At 52.2% G+C, this 22,968-nt stretch carries 20 protein-coding genes; 13 read left to right on the top strand and 7 right to left on the bottom strand.

The features are described from left to right. The first annotated feature begins 22 nt into the window (after positions 1-22). The gene (locus tag DFK18_RS13795) at positions 23-784 is read left to right on the top strand and encodes a glycerophosphodiester phosphodiesterase family protein (RefSeq protein WP_114418855.1); all 762 of its coding nucleotides are present in this window, start codon (positions 23-25) and stop codon (positions 782-784) included. A 6-nt stretch (positions 785-790) separates the two neighbouring features. On the opposite strand, the gene DFK18_RS13790 is transcribed toward DFK18_RS13795, so the two are convergent. Continuing rightward, entirely contained in the window at positions 791-1,615 is an 825-nt protein-coding gene (locus DFK18_RS13790; RefSeq protein ID WP_245944405.1) for an inositol monophosphatase family protein, read from the bottom strand. A gap of 73 nt (positions 1,616-1,688) precedes the next feature. On the opposite strand from DFK18_RS13790, the gene DFK18_RS13785 reads away from it, so the two are divergent. From DFK18_RS13785 to DFK18_RS13755, 7 genes are all read left to right on the top strand, one after another. Continuing rightward, positions 1,689-2,033, top strand: coding sequence for a hypothetical protein (locus DFK18_RS13785; protein ID WP_114418853.1), 345 nt, complete (start codon positions 1,689-1,691; stop codon positions 2,031-2,033). A gap of 101 nt (positions 2,034-2,134) precedes the next feature. Then, entirely contained in the window at positions 2,135-3,322 is a 1,188-nt protein-coding gene (locus tag DFK18_RS13780) for an HD-GYP domain-containing protein (protein ID WP_114418852.1), read from the top strand. Between the two features lie 23 nt (positions 3,323-3,345). Beyond that, positions 3,346-3,816: a cytochrome c gene (locus tag DFK18_RS13775; protein WP_162299790.1), complete on the top strand. Its 471-nt coding sequence runs from the start codon at positions 3,346-3,348 to the stop codon at positions 3,814-3,816. Positions 3,817-3,864: 48 nt separating this feature from the next. After that, positions 3,865-5,223 carry a glutathione-disulfide reductase gene (gene gorA, locus DFK18_RS13770; protein WP_114418850.1) on the top strand — a complete coding sequence of 453 codons (1,359 nt, stop codon included), beginning with the start codon at positions 3,865-3,867 and terminating at the stop codon, positions 5,221-5,223. Positions 5,224-5,354: 131 nt separating this feature from the next. Continuing rightward, positions 5,355-5,846 (top strand): diaminobutyrate acetyltransferase, encoded by a 492-nt coding sequence (ectA, locus tag DFK18_RS13765; RefSeq protein WP_114418849.1) that lies wholly within the window; start codon positions 5,355-5,357, stop codon positions 5,844-5,846. Between the two features lie 57 nt (positions 5,847-5,903). Further along, positions 5,904-7,193, top strand: a complete 1,290-nt coding sequence (ectB, locus tag DFK18_RS13760; RefSeq protein WP_114418848.1) for a diaminobutyrate--2-oxoglutarate transaminase — start codon at positions 5,904-5,906, stop codon at positions 7,191-7,193. A gap of 13 nt (positions 7,194-7,206) precedes the next feature. Continuing rightward, on the top strand, positions 7,207-7,602 hold the full coding sequence (locus DFK18_RS13755; RefSeq protein WP_114418847.1) for an ectoine synthase: 396 nt from the start codon (positions 7,207-7,209) through the stop codon (positions 7,600-7,602). Positions 7,603-7,677: 75 nt separating this feature from the next. Here the strand turns inward: DFK18_RS13755 and DFK18_RS13750 are convergent, their stop codons facing one another. Both DFK18_RS13750 and DFK18_RS13745 read right to left on the bottom strand, forming a co-directional pair. Next, complete coding sequence (locus DFK18_RS13750; protein WP_114418846.1) at positions 7,678-9,204, bottom strand: sensor domain-containing diguanylate cyclase; 1,527 nt, start codon at positions 9,202-9,204, stop codon at positions 7,678-7,680. Positions 9,205-9,326: 122 nt separating this feature from the next. Beyond that, positions 9,327-10,250, bottom strand: a complete 924-nt coding sequence (locus tag DFK18_RS13745; protein WP_114418845.1) for a histone deacetylase family protein — start codon at positions 10,248-10,250, stop codon at positions 9,327-9,329. A gap of 117 nt (positions 10,251-10,367) precedes the next feature. Here DFK18_RS13745 and DFK18_RS13740 point away from each other — a divergent pair, with 117 nt between their 5' ends. Further along, positions 10,368-13,097, top strand: a complete 2,730-nt coding sequence (locus DFK18_RS13740; RefSeq protein ID WP_114418844.1) for a bifunctional acetate--CoA ligase family protein/GNAT family N-acetyltransferase — start codon at positions 10,368-10,370, stop codon at positions 13,095-13,097. 21 nt (positions 13,098-13,118) lie between these two features. Here the strand turns inward: DFK18_RS13740 and pdxH are convergent, their stop codons facing one another. Further along, on the bottom strand, positions 13,119-13,766 hold the full coding sequence (gene pdxH / locus DFK18_RS13735; RefSeq protein ID WP_114418843.1) for a pyridoxamine 5'-phosphate oxidase: 648 nt from the start codon (positions 13,764-13,766) through the stop codon (positions 13,119-13,121). A 57-nt stretch (positions 13,767-13,823) separates the two neighbouring features. On the opposite strand from pdxH, the gene DFK18_RS13730 reads away from it, so the two are divergent. Then, complete coding sequence (locus tag DFK18_RS13730; RefSeq protein WP_114418842.1) at positions 13,824-14,492, top strand: cytochrome b/b6 domain-containing protein; 669 nt, start codon at positions 13,824-13,826, stop codon at positions 14,490-14,492. 51 nt (positions 14,493-14,543) lie between these two features. On the opposite strand, the gene DFK18_RS13725 is transcribed toward DFK18_RS13730, so the two are convergent. Next, positions 14,544-15,002, bottom strand: a complete 459-nt coding sequence (locus DFK18_RS13725; protein WP_114418841.1) for a c-type cytochrome — start codon at positions 15,000-15,002, stop codon at positions 14,544-14,546. Positions 15,003-15,295: 293 nt separating this feature from the next. Here DFK18_RS13725 and DFK18_RS13720 point away from each other — a divergent pair, with 293 nt between their 5' ends. Both DFK18_RS13720 and DFK18_RS13715 read left to right on the top strand, forming a co-directional pair. After that, the gene (locus tag DFK18_RS13720; protein ID WP_114418840.1) at positions 15,296-16,072 is read left to right on the top strand and encodes a motility protein A; all 777 of its coding nucleotides are present in this window, start codon (positions 15,296-15,298) and stop codon (positions 16,070-16,072) included. Positions 16,073-16,093: 21 nt separating this feature from the next. Next, positions 16,094-16,897 (top strand): flagellar motor protein MotB, encoded by an 804-nt coding sequence (locus DFK18_RS13715; protein ID WP_114418839.1) that lies wholly within the window; start codon positions 16,094-16,096, stop codon positions 16,895-16,897. Between the two features lie 220 nt (positions 16,898-17,117). Here DFK18_RS13715 and DFK18_RS13710 read toward each other — a convergent pair whose 3' ends face one another. Further along, entirely contained in the window at positions 17,118-18,443 is a 1,326-nt protein-coding gene (locus DFK18_RS13710; protein WP_114418838.1) for an MATE family efflux transporter, read from the bottom strand. Positions 18,444-18,452: 9 nt separating this feature from the next. Continuing rightward, positions 18,453-22,151, bottom strand: coding sequence for a methionine synthase (metH, locus tag DFK18_RS13705; RefSeq protein WP_114418837.1), 3,699 nt, complete (start codon positions 22,149-22,151; stop codon positions 18,453-18,455). Between the two features lie 163 nt (positions 22,152-22,314). On the opposite strand from metH, the gene nfuA reads away from it, so the two are divergent. After that, positions 22,315-22,923 carry a Fe-S biogenesis protein NfuA gene (gene nfuA, locus DFK18_RS13700; RefSeq protein ID WP_114418836.1) on the top strand — a complete coding sequence of 203 codons (609 nt, stop codon included), beginning with the start codon at positions 22,315-22,317 and terminating at the stop codon, positions 22,921-22,923. Positions 22,924-22,968 lie beyond the last annotated feature (45 nt).

The raw sequence follows: 22,968 nt of genomic DNA, 5'->3' as shown, positions 1-22,968 counted from the left end.
GATTTATATAAAAGGTTATAACATGTTGATGTCAGCCGTCATTGGGCACCGAGGAGCCAGAGGGTCTGCCCCTGAGAATACCCTGAGAGCCATCAACCGCGCGGCCGAGTTGGGGGTGTCCTGGATAGAACTGGATGTCATGCTGACTCGCGACCAGGTTCCTATTTTGTTTCATGATGCTCTTTTGAACAAGTTAAGCAATGGTCGAGGCGAAGTGGCCAAGCTGGATTTCAACAGTCTGGGCCGGATTCGCGTTCTGGCACCGCATGGTAGTGTTTCAGAAAGTCATCCGCTGACCACTTTGGATGCGGCTCTACAGCGGATTCAGGATTTGGGCCTGGGTCTGAATCTGGAAATCAAACCCACCAGTCCCGAAGTGGGGCCCGCCACCCTGCAGTTTGCCTTGAAAGAACTGGCGGCGTTTCCAGGCTTACCCTTGGTGATTTCCAGTTTCAATTATTCCGTGCTTTTGGAGGCCAAGCGCCTGTTGCCAGAAGTTCCGCGCGCTTGCTTGTGGGAAGATCTGCCTCGCCGCTGGCAGCGTCAGGCTGCTGAAGTCGGTGCCCGTTCGGTTCATCTGAGTCACCAGGGGTTGAAGGCCCGGCAGGTCGCTGAAATTCGCAGTGAAGGCCGTGAAGTTTATATTTATACCGTTAACTCCAGACGTCGAGCAAAACAACTCTTTGAATGGGGCGTCAATGGTATCTTTACAGACTATCCGGAGCGTTTTGAAGGACTAAAGCAGCCGGTTTTGCGTACTCAGCCCTTCGGTGATCCTGTATAAAGGCTCCTAATCGGCGTCTGCAGCACGTAGCCTGGCTTCCAGTTCCGAATGGATTGCCGGTGTGCTGATGACCCAGTCTTTGGTGTCCAGGTAAAAGCCCAGATCCTGGCGTGGATAGAGATGGCTGACCTGGGCTCCCGCTTCTTCGGCGATCAAAACGGCAGCTGCAAAATCCCATAGACTCAGGCTTTCATAGTAGCCATCCAGAGAGCCATCAGCCACATGGCAGATATCCAGAGCAGCGGAACCACAACGGCGAAGATCCTGACAGTGGGGCAGGAGGGCTTCCAGACGCTTGATCAACGGCAGTAGTTGGCTCTTGTCATAGGGAAAGCCACTGGCAATCAGGGCCGGGCGCAGCTTTTGCAGACCACTGACCTTGATGGGCTGATTGTTTTTTATGGCACCCTGGCCGCGTAGGGCAACGAAGGTTTCTTGCAGGAAGGGGCTGTGAACGACCCCCAGTTGCGGAATTCCTTTTTGATAAAAAGCCAGGGAGATAGCAACGTGCGGCTGGCCATGGGCAAAATTGACGGTGCCATCAATGGGGTCAAGAATCCACAGGGCTTCTGCTTCTTCGATCTGTTTCTCGTCCTGATCCCCTTCTTCGCTTAGAATCCGGTCGCCGGGAAAGGCTTCCAGAAGGCGGCGACAAATATGCTGGTCGATTTCCCGATCACTGCTGGTCACCAGTTCCTGGTGATCTTTGTAGTCACTGGCAAAACGCCCGGACTGGCGTGCCTGTTGCATCATCTGGCCTGCTTCAAAGGCCAGTTTTTCGGCAATTTTCAGGCGGCTTTGCATGGATTGGGAGGCGGGGTCAGGTTTCAAGAAGCACCTTCTGATCAGTTGACTTAATGGAGCATCAGAGTAGCATTTTGCTGCTTTCAAGATAAGGGTTCTGATGATGGATGATAAATATGCTACGGGCCTTGGCTGGTTGCTGGGCTGCTCCCTGATACTGGTTGGTTTCTGGTTGACCGGTTTTTACTTTCTGAGTGGTCTGGCTCTGGCTGCTGTCGGGTTTCTCTGGTGGCCGCCCAGTCGGCATTTTTTGTTGGATAAGGTGCAATTGCCTTCCATGCCGCTTTTGCATCTGGGTCTAACCCTCTGTCTGCTGGTGGTGGCTTTGTTTGCTTTTATCGGGCGTTATTCGCTGCAATTGGAAGAGCAGGCCCTGGAGGCAGGTTATCCCAGTTTGGAAGCCTGGCAGGAAGCTCAAAGAGAGGAAAGATCAGCTGAGGAGTAAACTCTTGTTATTCTATGTAAAATGCTGGCCTAGGTTCATGCATCGACCGACGGACTAGTTTAGAATTCAGCGATTCCTTTCAGTCTGATCACGGACCCTGAATGCTAATAGAAGATAATCAAGAGCTCTATCCTCTTGAAGAGGAAGAACTGGAACTGGGTATGACGCTACCCTGGACCGTATATTCCGAAGTCGGACAGCTTTTGATGAAAGAGGGAGCCTGGGTCGACTCCCAGCATAAACTCAATAACCTGCTGCAAAAGGGGTTTAGGCATAAGGTTCGCCCTCCCAGCGAAGATGAGGACGCAGGGCCTCCGCCAGGAGAACCCCAGCCCCAGGTCTTTGATGTAGGTACCAATCCTTTCACCGAGCTGGATGAAATCGGCCATGAATTAAGCGTCATCTTTAGCAATATACAAACAGATCGCGCCAAACCGGGTTATCTGGAAAAACGCTGCTATGCCCTGGCCACACAAATTCAGGGGCTGGTAAACCTGAATGCTGATGCTGTTCTCGGTGCGGTTCATCTCACCAGTCAGCATGCCTATATTATTCAACACCCTCTGCATGTCACCATTATTACCGCCCTGATTGCCAAGACCCTCAAGGTGCCGCAAAGAATCCAGCTATCCATGCTGGCTGCGGCTCTGACCCAGAATGTGGGCATGAATTCCTATCAAATGCATCTGCACCGGCAAAAAGAGCCCTTGAGTCGCCAGCAACAGGAGCAGGTGCAGACTCATCCGTTGGAAGGTGTAAAACTGCTTAACCGTGCCGGGGTGAATGACAATCTCTGGCTACAAATCGTTTTCCAGCATCATGAAAAGAATAACGGCCAGGGGTATCCCAAGGGAATCAAGGGTTCGAAAATTCGACCGGAAGCCCGCATTCTGGCATTGGGTGACGTTTATTCAGCTTTGGTGACCGGCCGTCCACACCGCCCAGGGATGAGTGCTCAGCAAAGTCTGCGTTCGATTTTTCTGGAAAGGGGCAAGCAATTTGATCCCAAGTTGAGTATGGTTTTCCTTAAGGAGTTGGGCCTGTATCCTCCTGGGGCCTGTGTACGCCTGCGTAATGATGAGATCGCCATCGTGATTAAGCGAACCTCGGACAACAAGGCACCAGTCGTGACCAGTTTTATGGATAAACACGGTCAGTTATTTATGCGTATGCAGGAAAGGGATACCAGTGATGATCGCTATGCTATTGTAGCGACTCTGGGGCCCCAGGGTTTGCCCAAACTCAACCCGACGCTTTTATGGGGAATCAAGCTGCGTCGGGTCAACTGATTACAGCAAGAGGAACCTCTTTCATGCCTACCTTGGCCAGTTGCAAATCTTTAGCAATTTGTCTTCTATTTGCTGCTGCCTATGCAGTCCTGCCCGCTCAGGCAACTTCTCTTTCTGACGACGTTGATCTGAGGATTGAAACCTTTGATGAAATTGAGCGTTTGTTCAAGGCCTTGCGTTTCAAGGTCGTGAACATGCGCAGTGACGACCAGGAAGGGGCTGTCACCTATTCCGATGAAATCGTCGGCTTGGCTTATCGCTTACCCGGTCTTTTCGAAGAAAACTCACCCCGCCAGCTCTTTCCGCAAAGTCGTGCCCGCCCGGAAATCTGGGAGCGCCCCGAGCGTTATAATTACCTGCTCAACCAGTTTCTGGACAATCTGGAGCAGATTGATGAGCTATTGCGCGAGGGTTCCATGACCGAAGCTGGCCGTAAAATCGATGAGACGGCCAAAAATTGCCGACGTTGTCATGACGTTTTTCGTTATCGATAATAAACTGATTTAGATCGACAGCTATTCAAACAATGAGAGATAAGTTTAATGCCCAACTACGATTTTGATTTGCTCGTTATCGGTGCTGGCTCCGGTGGGGTCAGGGCTGCACGTATGGCTGCCAACAAGGGGGTGAAAGTTGGCATTATCGAGGATCGCTACTGGGGTGGTACCTGCGTTAACGTCGGGTGTGTACCCAAAAAACTCTATTCCTACGCCTCACATTTTGCTGAGGACTTCAAGGATGCAGCTGGCTATGGTTGGACACTGGCCGAACCCGAGTTTGACTGGGTAACGCTGAGAGATAACCAGCGCCAGGAAATTTTGCGTCTGAACGGCATCTACCAGCGCCTGCTGGAAGGCAGTGGTGTCGAGCGTATCGACGGGCGTGGCAAACTGGTTTCAGCCCACGAGGTTCAAGTGGGTGATAAAACCTATTCCGCTGAACGCCTTCTCATCGCCACCGGCTCCTGGCCTTATGTCCCTGATTTTCCCGGTGCCGAACACTGCCTGACCTCCAACGAGGTGTTTAATCTACCCGAGTTTCCCAAGCGTTTTCTGGTCTATGGTGGCGGCTATATTGCGACCGAATTTGCCTCCATTTTTCATGGGCTGGGTGCCGAAACCTATCAGGTCTATCGCGGTGACAAGATCCTGCGGGGCTTTGATGAAGAAGTACGTGGCTTTGTGCAGGATGAAATGCAGCAGCAGGGAGTCAATTTCTATCTGGGTCGGGAAATCCTGCGCATTGATAAACACCTGAATGCCCTGGCCGTCACCCTGAGCGATGGCCGTACCCTGGAAGTAGATGCAGTGCTCTGCGCCACGGGGCGTCGTGGTAATGTTGAAAGCCTGGGGCTGGAGCAGGTGGGCATTACGCCGAATAGCCTGGGTGAGATCAGCATAGATGCCAATTTCTGTACCCAGGTGCCCAGTATTTATGCCCTGGGCGATGTTACTGGTGGCCCTCAATTAACCCCTGTCGCCCTGGCAGAGGCCATGACGCTGGTTCATAACCTCTATAGCGAGGAAGAAAACCGGGTTATGGACTATTCTAATATTGCTACGGCTGTCTTCTGTCACCCGAACATTGGCACTGTGGGAATGAGCGAAGAAGAAGCGCGTGAGCAGTACCGTAAAATCCGGGTTTATACCACCAGCTTCAAGCCCATGCGTAATACGCTTTCCGGCAACCCCGGCAAGAGTTTGATGAAATTGGTGGTGGATGATGCCAGCGACAGGGTATTGGGTTGCCATGTTGTCGGCCCGGATGCAGGTGAACTGGTACAGGGTATTGCCATTGCCTTGAAAGCCGGTCTGACCAAACAGGATTTTGATGCCACTGTGGGCATCCATCCGACCTCGGCTGAAGAGTTGGTGACCCTGCGTAGTGTGACTCGTAACTAGGATGTGGACAGGGACCTATCAGGATTATAATTTTAAATTATCATTCTGGCAGGTTTCCATAATCTCAAATTTGATTTTTGTCGCGCACCTGTATAGAATGTGCACCATCTTGGACAGAGACCCCTAACTCAATGGATACTAAAACACCAATTATTCGTAAGCCTCAAGTTGATGATGGTTACCCCATTTACCAACTCATCAAGAACTGCCCCCCTCTGGATCTAAACTCCACCTATCTCTACCTGCTACAAACCACTCATTTTGCAGAAACCTGCGTGGTTGCTGAGCTGGATGGCAAGGTCAGTGGCTTTTTGTCGGGCTATATCAAGCCTGGAGCGCCAGATACCTTTTTCCTTTGGCAGGTAGCCGTTGGTGATGAATTGCGCGGACAGGGCATGGCTCGTCAGTTGATGGATGCTGTCCTGGCCAGTGAAGCCTGCAAGGAGGTCCGTTTTCTGGAGACAACGATTACTCCGGATAACCAAGCCTCCTGGGGACTCTTCCGCGCTTTTGCACGGGATCGCAAAGCCGAACTCAATAATCAGGTAATGTTCACCAGCGAGCAGCTGGGCGGTGAACATGAACCCGAGATGCTGGTCAGGATTGGCCCTTTTGCCAAGTAGTAATGCTGGTCAGTACATAATAATTTCCACCCTTTATAAAACCCATAGGTGACTAACATGAGTAATGCCGAAGTAAACTCAGAATCACTGGAACGTCTTGAATCCGAAGTACGTACCTATAGCCGCTCTTTCCCCACGGTATTCAAGCGGGCCAAGGGCGCTAAGCTTTATGATGAGCAGGATCGCGAGTTTATCGACTTTCTGGCCGGTGCCGGTACCCTGAACTATGGCCATAACAATCCCAAGCTGAAAAAAGCACTGCTGGATTACATGACCGATGATGGTGTTACCCATGGTTTGGATATGTGGACAGCGGCCAAGCGTGAATTTCTGGAGACCCTGGAAGAGGTGATCTTCAAGCCACGTGGCCTGGACTACAAGGTGCAGTTCTGTGGCCCGACCGGTACCAACGCCATTGAGGCTGCACTGCGTATCGTGCGCAATGTCACGGGTCGTACCAATGTGATTTCCTTTACCAACGCCTTTCACGGGGTGACTCTGGGTGCGCTGGCAACGACTGCTAACAGCAAGTTCCGCCATGCTGCAGCTGTTCCTACCCAGGGCGTATCCTTCATGCCTTACTGCGGTTATATGGCTGGTGATTCCTCGAGTCTGGAATTCCTGGAAAAAACCCTGACCGATAGCTCCAGTGGTGTTGACTACCCAGCAGCAATCCTGCTGGAAACCGTTCAGGGCGAAGGCGGTATCAATGTAGCCTCGACCAAGTGGCTGCAAGGCATTGCAGCTATTTGTAAAAAACACGGTATCCTGCTGATTGTGGACGATATCCAGTCCGGTTGTGGCCGTACCGGCAGCTACTTTAGTTTCGAAGAAGCAGGCCTCAAGCCAGATATCGTCACTACCTCCAAGTCTCTGTCCGGTTATGGCCTGCCATTTGCTGCGGTCTTTATGCGTCGTGATCTGGACCAGTGGAAGCCTGGTGAATACAACGGCACCTTCCGTGGTAACAACCTGGCATTTGTTACTTCAACTGCAGCCATGCGTGAATACTGGACCAACGACGAACTGGCCAAGGATGTGCAACGCAAGGGCAAAATCGTCGAGCACCGCTTTAAGCAGATGGCTCGCCTGTGTCATGATGCCGGTATTGCCGATGCTGAAGAGCGTGGTCGTGGCCTGATGCGAGGTCTGGACGTCATTGATGGTGACCTGGCTGATCGTATCGTGGCCGGAAGCTTTGAAAACGGCTTGATTATCGAGACCTGTGGTCACTCCGGGCAGGTTGTAAAATGCCTCTGCTCTCTGTTGATCACTGATGATGAACTCAACCAGGGCCTCGATATTCTGGAAAAAGTACTGAAAGAAGAACTGGCAAAACTGGCTTAAGAGGAGCCCTGCGATGATTGTTCGTAATCTTGAAGAAGCCCGCAAAACTGAGCGTTTTGTCCAGGCTGACAGCGGTAACTGGGACAGCACCCGCCTGGTACTGGCCAGTGACAACATGAACCATTCCTTTCATATCACCCGTATTTATGAAGGAACGGAAACACCAATCCACTACAAGCATCACCTGGAAACGGTTTATTGCATCGAAGGTGAAGGCGAAGTGGAAACGGTTGCTGATGGTAAAATCTGGCCTATCAAGCCGGGCGATGTCTATGTTCTGGATAAGCACGACCAGCACCTGCTGCGTGCCAGCAAAACCATGACCCTGGCTTGTGTTTTCTATCCTGCAATTACCGGGACAGAAAAACACCGTGAAGACGGCTCCTACGCACCAGCGGATGAAGCCTGATCTAAACGGATCCAAGCTAAAAGCCACCCGAGAGGGTGGCTTTTTTATGGCGGCGATGAAATGAAAAGGTCGGGATTAGCTGGTTTCTGGCTGGCTGGTAAAGCCATTGCGACCGAAAAGGAGTATCTGGTTGCGTCCTGTGCGTTTGGCGGTGTACATGGCCTTATCGGCAGCATTGAGTAGCTCATCCGGATCAGAAAAGCCGCTTTCCTTCTCCTGGAAGCTGGCAATCCCCATGGATGCGGAAATATAGATGTCTTCCTGGTTATGGCTGAGCAGGGGCGAGGAGGCCAGGTATTCCTGCAGGCGCTGTGCAAAGTCCAGCGCCGAGGTCTGGCTGTGCCCGGGCATGAGAACCACAAACTCTTCCCCACCGTAGCGGCCGGCAAGGCAGTTTTTGTCCAGTTCCTGTTCCAGCGTGGTTGCAAAGGCCTTCAGAGCTGAATCGCCAACAGCATGACCATGCTGGTCATTGAGCATCTTGAAGAAATCCAGATCGATAAAAACAACGGCCAGATCCAGCCCTTGATCCTTGGCAAAATCAAAAAACTCGTTGAGTTTTTGCTCGGTATGCTGACGGTTGTAGATCTGGGTCAGAGGATCGCGTTTAAGCTGCTCCTGCAGGCGTTCAGAGTTTTTCTTGAGCTGGTCAAGCTCATTTTGCTGTTGGGCCATCTTCTGCATCATGCGCAGATTGCGCTCGACCAAAAGATGCTTGGCATCCTGCAAGAGATTGAAGGTATCGATATTGTTCGGGGCTTCAATGTCGAACAGGCGACTGATCTGCGGCAGTTGATCCTGAAGGCGTAAAAGTAGATGCGAAAAACGCTGTTCGTCCAGATTGAGGTAATCCTGAGCAGCCTGATAGGCGAGGGTCATGGACATTTCCTTGTTACTGGATAGCCAGGGATCGGCCAGAAGACCTGAAACTGCCAATACCCGCAAGTTAACATTACCCTTGTCGATCTCTTTGGGGAGCTGATGACTCTTCTCTACCAGCAGGGTGTACTTTTCAGGCAGGCCCCAGTGTTTGCCCAGCCAAGCACCGATAGCAGCATGGTTGGTTCCGTATTCACGTTCTTCAAAGGAGGTGAGTTGTCGGTGAGAACGTGCACTGTGGAAAATGACCCCGTAGATATCAGGGTCGAGTTCATTGAGCGCCAGCATGCCAATATCCTGGAGAACGGCTGCCAGATAACAGGTCTCGACTTCAAATTTTAGATCCATCAGTTTGTCGAGTTCACGCACGGCCAGGCCACTAACCAGAGCTCTTTTCCAAAAATAATCCAGATCCATGCCGTTACGCTTGTAGCCTTTGTTCATGGCCAGGCCAAAGCTGAGCGCCAGGGCTAATGCTCCTTCAACGCCAATGCGGTTAACGGCCTGCTGAAGCCCGGTGACTTCCAGGCCGCCGTAGATGGCAGAGTTGGCTGCAGAGAGAATTTTGGCACTGAGCGAGGGGTCTTGGGAGAGGAGTTCAGCTAATTCTCGGCTTCCTGAATTGGGCTGACGCGCCAAATCTATTACCTTGACCACCACTGCAGGCAGGGAGGGCAAGGTTTTGCATTGATTTAATTTGTCCTTGAGAGGTGCTGGGATCACACTCTACTCCCATAATTAGCAGGATTGGGGCATCTTTCTAAAGTATAACTATACCCTAGCCAGCGGCTTTGCTAAAGCTGGAAAACGCTAAATTATGTTTTTCTAATAGATTCCTGCGCCAGTTAAAGGCCTTGCAAAGCCTCTATATGGCGATGCACGGAGCGAGCCAGAGAATTGAGGTCATAGCCACCTTCAAGCACTGAAACCAGATGTCCGCCCGTATAGGTTCGCGCCAGATCCATCAGAAAGCTGGTGATCCAGTAGTAGTCATCATCTTCCAGATTGAGTTCGCCCATGGGATCTTCACGATGGGCATCAAATCCGGCAGAAATGAGGATGAGTTGGGGCTTGAATTGCTGGATAGCCGGCAGCCAGCTGGCTTCAATCGTTTTGCGGAAATCTTTGCTGCCGGTATGAGCTTCCAGGGGAGTATTAATGATATTGTCGCCCTGGTGGTCGGCATAGCGCCAGGGGTAGAAGGGGTGCTGAAAACTGGAACAGACCAGAACACGAGGATCATCGCGGAAGACATCCACGGTGCCATTACCGTGATGCACATCGAAGTCAACAATAGCTACTCTATCCAGTCCATGCTGTTCAAGGGCATGCAGGGCTCCGATGGCAACATTGTTGTAAAAACAAAAGCCCATACTCTCGACTTTTTCTGCGTGGTGTCCGGGCGGGCGTACGGCACAGAAAACGTTATCGGCCTGGTTCTTGAAGATCTGGTCAACGCCCCGGATAACGCCACCAGCAGCTAGTTCAGCGGCTTCCAGTGAACGAGGTGCGAGCAGTGTTTCTTCTTCAATGGCAGTAAAGCCTTCTTCAGGTAAACTTAACTGCAGAGAGCGGACATGGGCCTTGGGGTGAGCACGATGCAGTTGCTCTTCAGTCACTGGGCGAGCCTTGTACTGCATCAACTGATTCATCAGACCACTCAGCATCAATTGATCGGTGATCGCATTCAGTCGCAGAGGGTTTTCCGGATGCCAGGGCCCCATATCATGCAGGGCACAGTCCTGGTGAGTGATGAAAGATGTGATCATAAAGGCCCGTCCTTTTTTTCGCCCAGTTTAAACTTCTTGTCGTTTCGTGGATACTGGGCAAACGTCGAATTATTTGCAAGCCATTGCCAGTGGGTTGGTTTTAGTAAGGAGTAGGAAATGAGCACGCGCTTTTTGAGGTATTTTTTCGAACCCAACAGCCTGGCAGTTATCGGTGCTTCCGAGACCAATTTCAGTCTTGGCGGCCAAGTGGTGAGAAATCTCAAGGATGCCGAGTTCCCCGGTAAAATCTGGGTTGTTAATCCCAAGGACTTTACCCAGGTTCACGGCTGCGATGTATACGACCGCGTGGAGGAGCTGCCGGAAATACCCGATCTGGCCGTTGTTTGCACCCCGGCTGCAGCTGCGCCTCAGGTGGTGGAACAGCTGGGGAATTTTGGGGTTAAGGCGGCCCTGGTTTTAACCTCTAACCAGGGGCATCGACAAACCAACTATAAACAGAAACTGCTCGAAGCTGCCCAGGCTTCGGCCATTAGAATCATGGGGCCTGAGTGCATGGGGGTGCTGGTACCTGGCCGCAAACTGAATGCCAGCTATGCCCCTCAAAACATCAAGGCGGGCAAGGTCGCTTATATCGGCCAATCCGGCATGCTGGGCAATGCCATTATCGACTGGGCCAATGGCCGGGGAATCGGTTTTTCCCATTTGATCACTCTGGGCGACAGTGTGGATGTGCGCCTGGCCGATGTGATCGACTTTATCAATCGCTTTTCCAGTGCCCAGGCTATACTCCTGCATCTGGAGAATATCCCCGATTCCCGCCACTTTATGACGGCCGTACGTGAAGCCTCGCGTAACAAGCTGGTTCTGGCGATTAAATCCGGACGCACACCCGAAGCCCAGGGTGACCCCTTGCTGTTGACTCCGGGCCTGGCCAATCGTGATCCGGTATACAATGCCGCCTTTTCCCGTGCGGGTATGGTGCGCGTGGATAACAGCGAAGAGCTTTTTGATGCCCTGGAAACCCTGACCCGGATGCGTCCGGTTCGCGGCGATCGGCTGGCAATTATCAGTAATGGCCTCGGCCCCAGTATGCTGGCAGTGGACCGTCTGATTCACCAGGGCGGCCAATTGGCGCCTCTGTCCGAGGAAACCCGGGAAAAACTCCGGGACTGGCTGCCCAGTGATGAAACCCGGATTAACCCCCTGGATATCGGAGGAGGGGCAACCCCCCAGCAATTTGTCGATGCTATTCAGCTGGTTTCCGCAGATCCCAATGTTGATGCCGTGCTGGTTGTTCATGCTCCCACACGCCTGGCACCCAGTGAAGCTACTGCCATGGCGGTGATCGCCAACAAGAAAACCTATAAACGCAATCTTTTGACCAGTTGGATGGGGCTGGATCATGCCTTCCCGGCGCGTCACGAGTTCAATCTGGCGGGGATTCCCACCTATGTTTCACCGGAAAAGGCGGTTCAAGCCTTTATGCATCTGGTGAACTACCAGCGTAATCAGCGATTGCTGCAGGAGACACCACCCAGTTTACCCTTTGAGACGGCTCGGGATGCACGTCACAGAGCCAAGGAGCTGGTTGCCCAGGTCGCAGACCAGGGGCGGGACCACCTGACTCATGAAGAAACCCGCGAGCTTCTGGCCGCTTATGGCATTCCTCTGGCTAAAACCTTCTACCCCAAAACGCCGGAAGAAGCCAAGGAGCTGGCCAGGGAGCTGCCAGGGAGCAAGGCCCTGAAAATCAACCATGCCAATAACAGCTATCCTTTCATGTACCGCAAGCATCCGCACAAGCTGTCTGCCGGGTTGCTTCAGGATCTTGAGTCCCTGGATGAAGTGGAAGAAGGTGCGCGCCGGTTAGAGAAGAAGCGTCAGGAGAAATTCCCGGATAGTCCCTTTCATTCTTTTGTGCTTCAGCAGATGCAACGTGGCAAGCACTCGATGCAGCTTAATCTGGGAGTAACACGCGATCCGGTTTTCGGTCCCGTGATCCTCTTTGGTATTGGCGGCTACAAGGTGAATATCCTCTTTGACCGCCAGTTGGCCCTGCCACCTTTAAACATGACGCTGGCCCGGGATCTGATTTTACGCAGCCATGCCGGGCGCCTGATTCGTGAGCATAGCAACCATGCTGAAGAGGACTTGGATCGCATTGGCCAGCTTCTGGTGAAACTGTCTCAGCTGTGTTCGGACTTGCCGTTAATTAAGGGCTTGGAAATCAATCCCCTGCTACTCAATCGTCATGAGTTGCTGGCCATTGATGTTCAGTGTGATCTGGGGGATTCGGCTTACCATGCCATCATGCCTTACCCGGAAGATCTGCGAAAAACCGTCACCTTGAAAGACGGTCGAGAGGTGGAGGTACGCCCCATCCGCGGTGAAGATTCAGTTGCCCTGCTGCGTTTTCATAGTCGCTTGTCTGAAGAAAGCATACGTTTCCGCTATTTTCACAACAAGGCGGATCTGACCAAGCGGGATCTGTCCTTGCTGACCCAAATCAACTACGACCGCCAGATGGCTTTTATTGTTGAGCAGACCCTGGAAGATGGCAGCAAGGAGATTCTTGGTGTATCGCGGGTCTGGACAGATGCCGACAATATCCGTACCGAGTTTTCGGTGATTATTCGCGATGATTTGCAAGGTCTGGGGCTGGGTTCGCTACTGATGAACAAGCTGATCAGTTACAGCAAGAGTGTGGGTACCCTGGAAATGATTGGCAAGATCATGGTGGAAAATCATCCCATGCGTGGCCTGATGAAGCACCTGGGGTTCAAGTGTACCTACAACCTGGAGGAGCAGGTGATCGATGCCGTTCTGCCGTTGAATGAACCCCATAGTGATTGGCAGCGCCACCGTCTGCAGAATCCGGTCGACTAATGGCGCTGAGAGGTGGGTAGATCAGGGTGAAAGTCTTTCCTTGATCCATTCACCTTTTTCCAGCCGGAAGCGCAGGCGGTCATGCAGACGGCTGGGTTGTCCTTGCCAGAACTCCACCTGGGTGGGCAACAGTTGGTAGCCGCCCCAGTGAGGAGGGCGGGGGAGGGTTTCTATACCCTCGTATTGCTCTTCCAGCACAGCCAGTTTATCTTCCAGCACTTCACGGCCGGAAATCACCTGGCTTTGTTCGGAAACCCAGGCGCCGATCTGGCTGTCTCTAGGGCGGCTGGTGTAATAGGCATCGGAGTCTTGTTCCGGTAGTTTCTGCACCCGACCTTCAATTCGTACCTGACGCTCCAGATTTTCCCACCAGAAAAGCAGGCTGCAGTTGGGGTTGTCCTCTAACTCCCGGCCCTTGTCGCTGGCATAATTGGTGTAGAAAACCCAGCCTTTTTCCTTGGAGAAACCCTTTAACAACAGAATTCTGGCCTTGGGTTGTCCCTGGGCATCAACCGTTGCCAGCGTCATGGCATTGGGGTCTAGGGTTTCACTGTCCATGGCATCAGCCAGCCAATGATTAAAAAGGGCAAAGGGGCAGTCTCCGGCTTTTTCTTCGCTTAAAGGGTCCTTGGAGTAGTTGCGACGCATGGCAGCCAGGTCACGGTTCATCTTCATGTCCTCTTGGTGTAAAGTGACTGATCAGGATTAATTAGGAGTAGCTTATAAATGCAAGATCAGGATAGGGTTGAGAATATCAAAGTCTGGGACTGGTCGATAAGGGTATTTCATTGGTCGTTGCCTGTCATAATTTTTGCACTCTGGTATACCCGCCTGGACCCTCAAATCCATCAGCTTTTTGCTCAGGTCTTGATGGGTCTACTGATTTACCGGGTGATCTGGGGTTTTGTGGGAACACCCTATGCTCGCTTCGGATGCTTTGTGCGTAGCCCCGGCGCTATGTGGACTTATCTTACAGGCTTTTTAAAGGGTCGAAAGGCAAGCTACCTGGGCCACAATCCCCTGGGGGGCGCTATGGTGGTTTTGTTGCTGCTGGTGATGGGACTACAATTGACCACAGGACTGTTTATTGATGATTTTCTCTTTCCTGGTCCCCTCTATTCCCTGGTGCCCGCCGCTGTGTCCGAATGGATGACCACTTGGCACCATCGTTTTTTTAATCTCTTGCTGGCTTTGATCGTGATCCATCTGATGGCCATTCTGGTTTATCGCTTAAAAGGTGATAATCTGGTGAAGGCCATGCTTGTGGGTAGCAAGCCGGCTGATCCTCAGGCAGCAGACCTGGATAGGAAGAATCAGGCTTTTCCCTGGCTGCGTTTTCTGATTGCCGTGGTTCTGGCAGTCCTGCCTGTTTATTGGATTTTTAACGGGCTATAAAAAAAGAGGCCTTTAAGGCCTCTTTATCGCTTCTTGCGGTTTTTTTAATAATCAGTCTTCACGATAATCATCATGGCAACCACGACAGGTCTTGCCCAGATTACCCACCTGCGAGCGAGCTGCTGCCAAATCAAAATCTTCAGCGGTGGCTGCCTGAGTCAACTGCTGCAGAGCCTGACCAAAGGCCTGGCCTTTTTCCTGGAATCCTTCCATATCCTCCCAGGCTTCAGAGCTCAGGCGGCTGTCTTCCACCTCGCTCGTGGCGGGGAAGTAGGTTTCAGGAACCATTGGCGCCACCTTGCCCAGATTGCCAACACGGGTTCGGAATTCCTCACGGTCAAATGCCAGCTCACCTTTGGCCATACCACCCATCACACTCATTTGGGCGGCCATTACTTGATAAAGTGCCTGACGATACTCGACAGCGTCTTCAGGGGCAAAGAGGTCATTGGCCAGGGCACTGGTCGCAAAAATTCCCGCTGCAACCAGTGTCAAACTCTTTTTAAGCATGTTGATACTCCTCATCATTAGTGATTGCTTATACAGCAAGAAACTTTACATTAAAAACTGGCAAGCAGCAAAAAAACAGTTTAAAAAGAGGAACTCCTGCCGATTAGGTGCTTGATAATTGCAAAAAAATACCATTTTTTGCGTTTTGGTTCTCTTCTCGGTACTTTGAAATACAAAAGGCTGGGGTCTATGGCTGTGCAAACGCGTCAAGGCTGCTATCATATCCGGGTCGGTGCCTATCCCTTGGGTAGATAAACCCCTAGATTAATGCTGTATTCATTAAGGATCGCAATATGGATCTTGCTACATTACTTGGTTTGGTTTTGGGTCTGACGCTTGTCGTTTTGGCTATCATCACCAGTGCGGACTTGGGTCTTTTCTTCAACCTGCCGGGTATTCTCCTGGTTATGGGGGGGACCTTTTCTGCAGCCCTGATCAAATTCCGCGTTCAAAGTTACCTGATCGGGATCAAGGAAGGTTTTGCGACCGCCTTCTTCGAGCGCAATGATAACCCCCGCGAAATTATCGCCCTGGCCAACCGACTTTCGCGTATCGCACGCCGTAATGGTCTTCTCGGTCTGGAAGATGAGCCCATCGATAACCCCTTCTTCCAGAAAGGGGTGCAAATGTGTGTGGATGGCAGTGCACCGGAATTTATCCAGGAAGTTCTCTTCAAAGAAATGTCTCTGACCATCGATCGCAAATCGATCGGTGAGAAGGTTTTTCGTGCCTTTGGTGACCTGGCACCGGCCTTTGGTATGATCGGCACCCTGGTGGGTCTGGTTGCCATGTTGAATAACCTGGATGATCCTACAGCCTTGGGGCCAGGTATGGCCGTTGCCCTTTTGACAACTTTCTACGGCTCTTTGATGGCCCAGCTGGTTTTCCTGCCCATTGCTGACAAGCTGGCTCTTAAAGGCGATGAACTCAATAACAACATGGAGCTGATTATTGATTCGGTTATGGGTATCTATAACGGCATGAACCCGCAGGTTCTGGACGAATTGCTGGAAACCTACCTGCCTGAGTACCAGCGCGGTACAGTTAACATGAATGAAGAAGTCGAATAGGCATAAGGACAGCTCCCTGCTATGAATCAGAGCCAGAAACCGAAAAAAAAGAAGGTTGAAGACGCACCGGTTCCCAAATGGATGGTGACCTTTGCCGACATGATGACACTACTTTTGGTGTTTTTCGTTCTGATTCTTTCTTTCTCGACCATGGAGCAGGAACGCTACCGCGCTATTTCCATGGCTCTGCAGGATGCTTTCGGTTTTCAGATGATGAACCCCCTGAACCTGATTCCCGTGGACAATCCGCCCCGGACCGAAAACATTATCGAACCTATCAAGCCTGAACCTCCCACTACGGAAGAGACCGGCTCAGAAGACCAGCTGGATGCCATCGGCAACCGTCTGGAAACCAATTTCACCGATGAAATCGAACGTGGCCTGATGATTGTGGAAAGGGATGAGGATCACATTATCATTCGCTTCCCCGACGATGCTGCCTTTGGCTCTGCCAGTGACTGGCTGGAACCCCAGATGGTCCCCATCATCCAGCGAGTCGGAGATTTGATTTCCGAGTATGAAATGTATGTCGTTGTAGGTGGGCATACCGATAATGTACCCATCAACACAGACCGTTATCGCTCTAACTGGGAGTTATCAGCCGCTCGTGCCACTTCGGTTGCCCACGAGCTGACCTGGATGAGCGATATGAATGAGGAATACCTCTATGTCGTGGGTAATGGTGATGCGCGTCCTATTGCCACCAATGCGACTCCTGAAGGTCGAACCAAAAACCGTCGGGTGGAAATTCTGTTGATGGAAAGGGATATTACCGAGGAGCGTGAAGTTTTCCAGGGTATCCAGCAGGTTCCCACCTATCGCTAAATGTTTGAGCTTAATAAAACCTTTTTAAACCCGGCTTAGGCCGGGTTTTTTAATGCTGCAGGGCCTGGGTTGGCTAGGGTTTTCTTGATGTTCTGGGGCCGCCAAGGGCTAAAAAGTCATCGAGGCTCAGTCCGGGCAGGGCACATGAAAGAAGTTGCGGCCTAACCAGGTCTTGGGTGGCCTTCCTTTGAAACCAGCATCAAGTGATTACCAGCCGCTTCTAAACTTCCAGTTCCTGCCAGCGTCTTTGTTGCCAGATCCAGGCAAACACACAGGAGTTAAGAATTCGATAGCCTAGTTGGGCGTACCAGATACCTAAAAGTCCACCTTCCCAATAGATACCGACAAACCAGGCGGCAGGGAGAAAGACCAGCCACTGCAGGGAAAGACTGATTTGCATGACCTGGCGCTGGGCACCGGCACCCTGCAAAGCCTGGTTGAAGACAATGGCTGCTGAATCCAAAGTGATCATGATGCCGGTCAGCATCAGGGGAACCCGCCCCAGCTCAATCAGATGGGCATCATAAAGAAACAGGCTGAGTATTTCTTCAGGGAACACCAGCATGGGAAGCCCCAGAAAGGCCAGGGTGACGGCTGCCAGGCGTACGGCATGCCAGCCCCAGCGATGAGCCTCATCGCCGGCTTCTTCGCCCAGGCTGGAGCCCACCAGCGTCATGGCCGCCATACCCAGGCCCACCCCAGGCAGGATCAACAGGAGAGAGAGGTGAACAAGCACATGGCCGACAGCTACGCTGGGGGTGCTGATCTGCCCCAAAAACCAGAAGAGAACCGCATAGCTCATGGCAAAAAGAAACTGTTGCAGAGAATTGGGTGCTGCCAGTCGCAGGGTTCGCCATAAAAGATTGAGTGAGGTTGGCTGAAAGAAAAAACCACTGGGGCAGGCTTTTTTCCAGGTTAACCAGCCCCAGACCAGAGCTCCGCAGGTTACCGAAAGGCTGGAGCCCAGAGCCGCACCGGTGGCCCCCAGAGCTGGAACCCCCAGCCCGCCATGTATCAGCCAGATGCTGAGAAGAATATTCAGGGCATGGGTGAAAAGAATGATGCGCAGATAGATGCCGGATTGATGAATGCCCTGCCAATAACCTCTAAAACAGAGGGTGAGGGCAACCGGTAAAAGAGCCAGGCTTCGCCAGCCAAAATACTCGGCAGCCACCTGCTGAACTGCTTGATCCTGGTTGATCAGGCCCACCAGGGGCAGGGCATACTGCCAGGCCAGAAAACTTAAAGGCAGGGTCAACAGAAGAGCCAGGAGGATGGCTGCATTGAGGGGAAGGGCTCGTGTTGAATAAAGACGCGCACCATGGCGTCTGGCTACCTGGGACTGGACGCCGGAAGACAGCCCCATAATCAGGGCGGTTAGCATAAAAATGGCGTAACCACCCACCCCGACACCAGCCAGCACCTTTTCACCCAGGCTTCCCACTAGCGCAGCATCGACCAGATTCAGCAAACTCTGACTCAGCATCCCCCCCATGATCGGGAGGGCCAGAGTCAGAATTTTACGCGTGCGCTCCAGGCTCAGCATACCCGCTGCCTAGCGATCCGGATCATAGCCCAGAACAGGCATAAGCCAGCGTTCCAGTTCCTTAACTGCCATTTTTTTACTTTCAGCGGCGGCTTCAACCTGATCGCGGGTGATTTTGCCCAGATTGAAATACTGGCTGCGCGGATGCGCAAAATACCAACCGGATACTGCTGCTGTCGGGTACATGGCAAAGCTTTCGGTCAGTTTCAGCCCCGTGTTTTCAGTAGCCTGAAGGAGATCAAAGAGGTGTTCCTTCTCGGTATGATCCGGACAGGCCGGATAGCCAGGTGCTGGACGAATTCCCTGATAGGCTTCCTTGATCAGCTGGTTGTTATCCAGCTTCTCATCAGCAGCATAACCCCAAAACTCCTTGCGCAGTCTTTCGTGGAGGCGTTCGGCAAAAGCTTCTGCCAGGCGGTCGGCCAGAGCCTTGACCATGATGGCGCGGTAATCATCATTTTGTGCTTCATATTCCTTGGCCAGCTCTTCAGCACCTATCCCGGCGGTGACCGCAAAGCCTCCGACCCAGTCCGCCACCCCGGAAGTCTTGGGCGCGATCCAGTCTGCCAGCGACTTGCAATGGCCGTTTTTATCCGGAGTCTGTTGACGCAGGTGGGTCAGGCGTTTGATCACCTGGGTGCGCTCTTCATCGGCATAAATTTCCAGGGCATCATCATCAACACTATTGGCGGGCCAGATTCCCAGGACCGCCTTGGCCTTGAGTTGCTTGCCTTCAATCAGTTCAGCCAGCATTTCCTGGGCATCGGCAAAGAGTTTTTTGGCTTCTTCGCCGACGATCTTGTCCTCAAAAATGGCCGGATATTTGCCTACCAGATTCCAGCTGATAAAGAAGGGTGTCCAGTCGATTCGCTCGACCAACTCGCTCAGAGGGTAGTCATCAAAAACCTGCAAGCCCGTCTGTTTGGGTTTGACCGGTGCTTCCTGGGTGAAATCTATCACCGGTTTTTTGGCAACGGCCTGGGCATAGTCACAGCTGGCGGCCTTGGTCTTGCGCTTACCCTGGCGCTCACGCACCGCATCATAGTCTTCCTTGATTTTGGCCATGAAACCGGGCTTGAGTTCTTGGGATAGCAGGTTGCTGGCGACACCGACGGCTCGGGATGCATCGCTGACATAAACCACGGCTTCATCATACTGGGGGTCAATTTTAACGGCAGTATGGGCCTTGGAGGTGGTCGCACCACCGATCATCAGAGGAATCTGGAAGCCCTGGCGCTGCATCTCCTTGGCTACCTGAACCATTTCATCCAGAGAAGGGGTAATCAAACCGGAGAGGCCGATAATATCGACTTTTTCTTCTTTGGCGACCTTGAGAATTTTTTCTGCAGGAACCATCACACCCAGGTCGATGACTTCATAGTTATTACACTGAAGCACCACCCCGACAATATTCTTGCCGATATCATGGACATCCCCTTTAACCGTGGCCATGAGGATTTTGCCCTTGGTCTGAACTTCACCGGATTTTTCCGCTTCGATATAGGGAATGAGTAGGGCAACGGCCTGCTTCATGACCCGGGCGGACTTGACCACCTGGGGTAAGAACATCTTGCCTTCGCCAAAGAGGTCTCCCACGATGTTCATGCCATCCATCAACGGGCCTTCGATCACATGGATAGGACGCTCGGCTGCCTGTCTGGCTTCCTCGACATCCTCATCGATGTAAGCCGTAATCCCCTTGACCAGGGAGTGGGCGATTCTTTCATTGACCGGGAGGCTACGCCATTCCAGGTCTTCTTTTTTCTCGGCTGACTTGCCATCACCCCGGTATTTCTCGGCAATATCCAGAAGTCGCTCAGTGGAATCGTCCCGGCGGTTAAGCACCACATCCTCAACGGCTTCGCGGAGCTCTTCGGGCAGATCATCATAGACGGCCAGCTGACCGGCGTTGACGATGCCCATGCTCATACCAACCTTGATCGCATGGTAGAGAAAGACCGAGTGGATGGCTTCACGAACCGGGTTGTTACCGCGGAAGGAGAAGGACACATTGGATACCCCGCCGGAAATCAAGGCGTGGGGTAAATTCTGGTGAATCCATTCGGTGGCCTGGATAAAATCCACACCATAGTTATTGTGCTCTTCGATCCCCGTAGCCACGGCAAAGATATTGGGGTCAAAAATGATATCTTCGGCTGGAAAACCGATTTCATCGACGAGAAGGCGATAGGCTCTTTCACAGATTTCAATCTTGCGCTCAAAGGTATCGGCCTGGCCTTTTTCATCAAAAGCCATGACGATAATCGCAGCACCATAACGCATGCACAGGCGCGCCTGCTCACGAAAAGCGGCTTCACCTTCCTTCATGGAAATGGAATTGACGATGGGTTTGCCCTGAACACATTTTAGGCCTGCTTCCAGAATCGGCCACTTGGAAGAATCCAGCATGATGGGCACCCGGGATATATCCGGCTCCCCGGCAATCAGATTGAGGAAGCGGACCATGGCGGCCTCGGAATCCAGCATCCCCTCATCCATGTTGATATCGATGACCTGAGCACCGTTTTCCACCTGTTCCAGGGCCACTTCCAGGGCCGTGGTGTAATCCTCTTCCAGGATAAGGCGTTTAAAGCGTGCTGAACCCGTGACATTGGTTCTTTCGCCGACATTTACAAACAGGGAGTCCGGGTGAATATTGAAGGGTTCCAGCCCGGAAAGACGGCAGGCCTTGCTGATTGCAGGGATTTTACGGGGAGGGCAGTCGGCTACGGCCTCGGCAATGGCCTGGATGTGCTCAGGCGTGGAGCCACAACAGCCACCGATGATGTTCATCAGGCCGGACTGGGCAAATTCGCGCAGGATGGCGGCCATTTCCTCGGGCGTCTGGTCGTATTCGCCAAATTCATTGGGCAGACCGGCATTCGGGTGGGCAGAGACATGAGTGTCTGCAATCCGTGACAGCTCTTCAATGTAGGGGCGCAGGTCTTCCGCCCCCAGAGCGCAGTTCAAACCGATGGAGAGGGGTTTGGCATGGCGCAGGCTGTTCCAGAAGGCCTCGGTGGTTTGGCCGGAAAGAGTGCGGCCGGACGCATCGGTAATGGTGCCGGAAATCATGATGGGCAGGGCATAGCCCTGGCGCTCAAAAACTTCCTGCACGGCAAAGACAGCTGCCTTGGCATTCAGGGTGTCGAAAATGGTTTCCAACAGGATGAGATCGGCACCGCCACGAATCAGGGCTTCGGTGGCTTCCATATAGTTTTCGACCAGTTGATCGAAAGTGATGTTGCGATAACCGGGATCATTAACATCGGGAGAAATAGAAGCGGTACGACTGGTCGGTCCTACCACGCCGGCTACAAAACGCGGTTTGTCCGGCGTGGAATAGGCGTCGGCCGCTTCACGGGCTACTCGGGCACCGGCTTCATTCAGTTCCTGGGTCAACTCCTGCATATCATAATCAGCCTGGGACAGGCGAGTGGAGTTGAAGGTATTGGTTTCGATGATATCCGCACCGGCGGCCAGGTATTGGCCATGCAGCTCCTTGATCAACTCGGGCTGGGTCAGCACCAATAGATCATTATTCCCCTTGACCTCCTGATGCCAGTCTGCAAAGCGGCTGCCACGGTATTCTTCTTCGCTGAGTTTCTGGTTCTGAATCAGGGTGCCCATACCGCCATCAAGAATCACCAGGCGTTGCTCAAGGGCTTTGTAAAGTTGGTCCAGACGCGCTGGGGTCGGGGTGTTCATCAAGGTTGACTGCTCCAACAGAAAAATTTGCAACATTCTAGCAAAAACACAGGGATGGAGTCAGATAAAAAGACCTATCAAAAAACTAAGGTATTGTTCTTCACGCCTGCATTGACTAAGATGAAGCTAAGAAAATTTCCTTACTTAGGTGGAAGAAAAGTATATGAGCGAAGTCGAAGCACCCAATAAACCGCTGGAGATTACCGAATCTGCAGAAAACTATCTGGCCGAACTGCTGAGCAAGCAGGATGTTGAAGGTATGGGTGTCCGCGTTTTTATCACCCAACCGGGCACACCCTATGCTGAGACCTGCCTGGCCTACTGCCGTCCTGGCGAAGAAGAAGCCAGTGATGAAGTGGTTGAACTGGAAAAAATCAAAGTCTTTCTGGAAAAGAACAGCATTCCTTTCCTGGAAGAAGCTGTTGTCGATTTCAATCCTGATCGCATGGGCGGTCAACTGACCATCAAGGCACCCAATGCCAAGATGCCCAAGGTCAGCAAGGATAGCCCGCTGGCCGATCAAATCAACTATGTACTCTATAGCGATATCAATCCGGGCCTGGCTGCACACGGGGGTGAGATTAAACTGATCGAGCTGACAGACGATCAGATTGCGGTTCTGCAGTTTGGCGGTGGTTGTCAGGGTTGCTCAGCAGTGGATTTAACTCTGAAAGACGGTGTTGAAAAGACATTGCTCGAGCGTTTGCCAGAATTGAAAGGTGTTCGTGATGTTACCGACCACAGTGACAACGAAAACGCCTATTACAAATAATCCTCTATAAAGCTTTGACAACAGCTGAACAACTACCTAGATTTA

Origin of the sequence: Marinospirillum perlucidum (genome assembly GCF_003336805.1) — a bacterium.
Classification (GTDB): domain Bacteria; phylum Pseudomonadota; class Gammaproteobacteria; order Pseudomonadales; family Halomonadaceae; genus Marinospirillum; species Marinospirillum perlucidum.
This window is presented reverse-complemented; position numbering and strand designations above follow the sequence as displayed.

What these genes read in the sequence shown, in the direction of transcription:
- DFK18_RS13755 (WP_114418847.1), top strand. Translation starts at nt 7,207, where the DNA reads ATGATTGTTCGTAATCTTGAAGAAGCCCGCAAAACTGAGCGTTTTGTC.
- DFK18_RS13740 (WP_114418844.1), top strand. Translation starts at nt 10,368, where the DNA reads ATGAGCACGCGCTTTTTGAGGTATTTTTTCGAACCCAACAGCCTGGCA.
- DFK18_RS13710 (WP_114418838.1), bottom strand. Translation starts at nt 18,443, where the DNA reads ATGCTGAGCCTGGAGCGCACGCGTAAAATTCTGACTCTGGCCCTCCCG.
- metH (WP_114418837.1), bottom strand. Translation starts at nt 22,151, where the DNA reads ATGAACACCCCGACCCCAGCGCGTCTGGACCAACTTTACAAAGCCCTT.
- DFK18_RS13795 (WP_114418855.1), top strand. Translation starts at nt 23, where the DNA reads ATGTTGATGTCAGCCGTCATTGGGCACCGAGGAGCCAGAGGGTCTGCC.
- DFK18_RS13785 (WP_114418853.1), top strand. Translation starts at nt 1,689, where the DNA reads ATGATGGATGATAAATATGCTACGGGCCTTGGCTGGTTGCTGGGCTGC.
- gorA (WP_114418850.1), top strand. Translation starts at nt 3,865, where the DNA reads ATGCCCAACTACGATTTTGATTTGCTCGTTATCGGTGCTGGCTCCGGT.
- pdxH (WP_114418843.1), bottom strand. Translation starts at nt 13,766, where the DNA reads ATGAACCGTGACCTGGCTGCCATGCGTCGCAACTACTCCAAGGACCCT.
- ectA (WP_114418849.1), top strand. Translation starts at nt 5,355, where the DNA reads ATGGATACTAAAACACCAATTATTCGTAAGCCTCAAGTTGATGATGGT.
- DFK18_RS13720 (WP_114418840.1), top strand. Translation starts at nt 15,296, where the DNA reads ATGGATCTTGCTACATTACTTGGTTTGGTTTTGGGTCTGACGCTTGTC.
- nfuA (WP_114418836.1), top strand. Translation starts at nt 22,315, where the DNA reads ATGAGCGAAGTCGAAGCACCCAATAAACCGCTGGAGATTACCGAATCT.
- ectB (WP_114418848.1), top strand. Translation starts at nt 5,904, where the DNA reads ATGAGTAATGCCGAAGTAAACTCAGAATCACTGGAACGTCTTGAATCC.
- DFK18_RS13780 (WP_114418852.1), top strand. Translation starts at nt 2,135, where the DNA reads ATGCTAATAGAAGATAATCAAGAGCTCTATCCTCTTGAAGAGGAAGAA.
- DFK18_RS13715 (WP_114418839.1), top strand. Translation starts at nt 16,094, where the DNA reads ATGAATCAGAGCCAGAAACCGAAAAAAAAGAAGGTTGAAGACGCACCG.
- DFK18_RS13725 (WP_114418841.1), bottom strand. Translation starts at nt 15,002, where the DNA reads ATGCTTAAAAAGAGTTTGACACTGGTTGCAGCGGGAATTTTTGCGACC.
- DFK18_RS13730 (WP_114418842.1), top strand. Translation starts at nt 13,824, where the DNA reads ATGCAAGATCAGGATAGGGTTGAGAATATCAAAGTCTGGGACTGGTCG.
- DFK18_RS13745 (WP_114418845.1), bottom strand. Translation starts at nt 10,250, where the DNA reads ATGATCACATCTTTCATCACTCACCAGGACTGTGCCCTGCATGATATG.
- DFK18_RS13775 (WP_162299790.1), top strand. Translation starts at nt 3,346, where the DNA reads ATGCCTACCTTGGCCAGTTGCAAATCTTTAGCAATTTGTCTTCTATTT.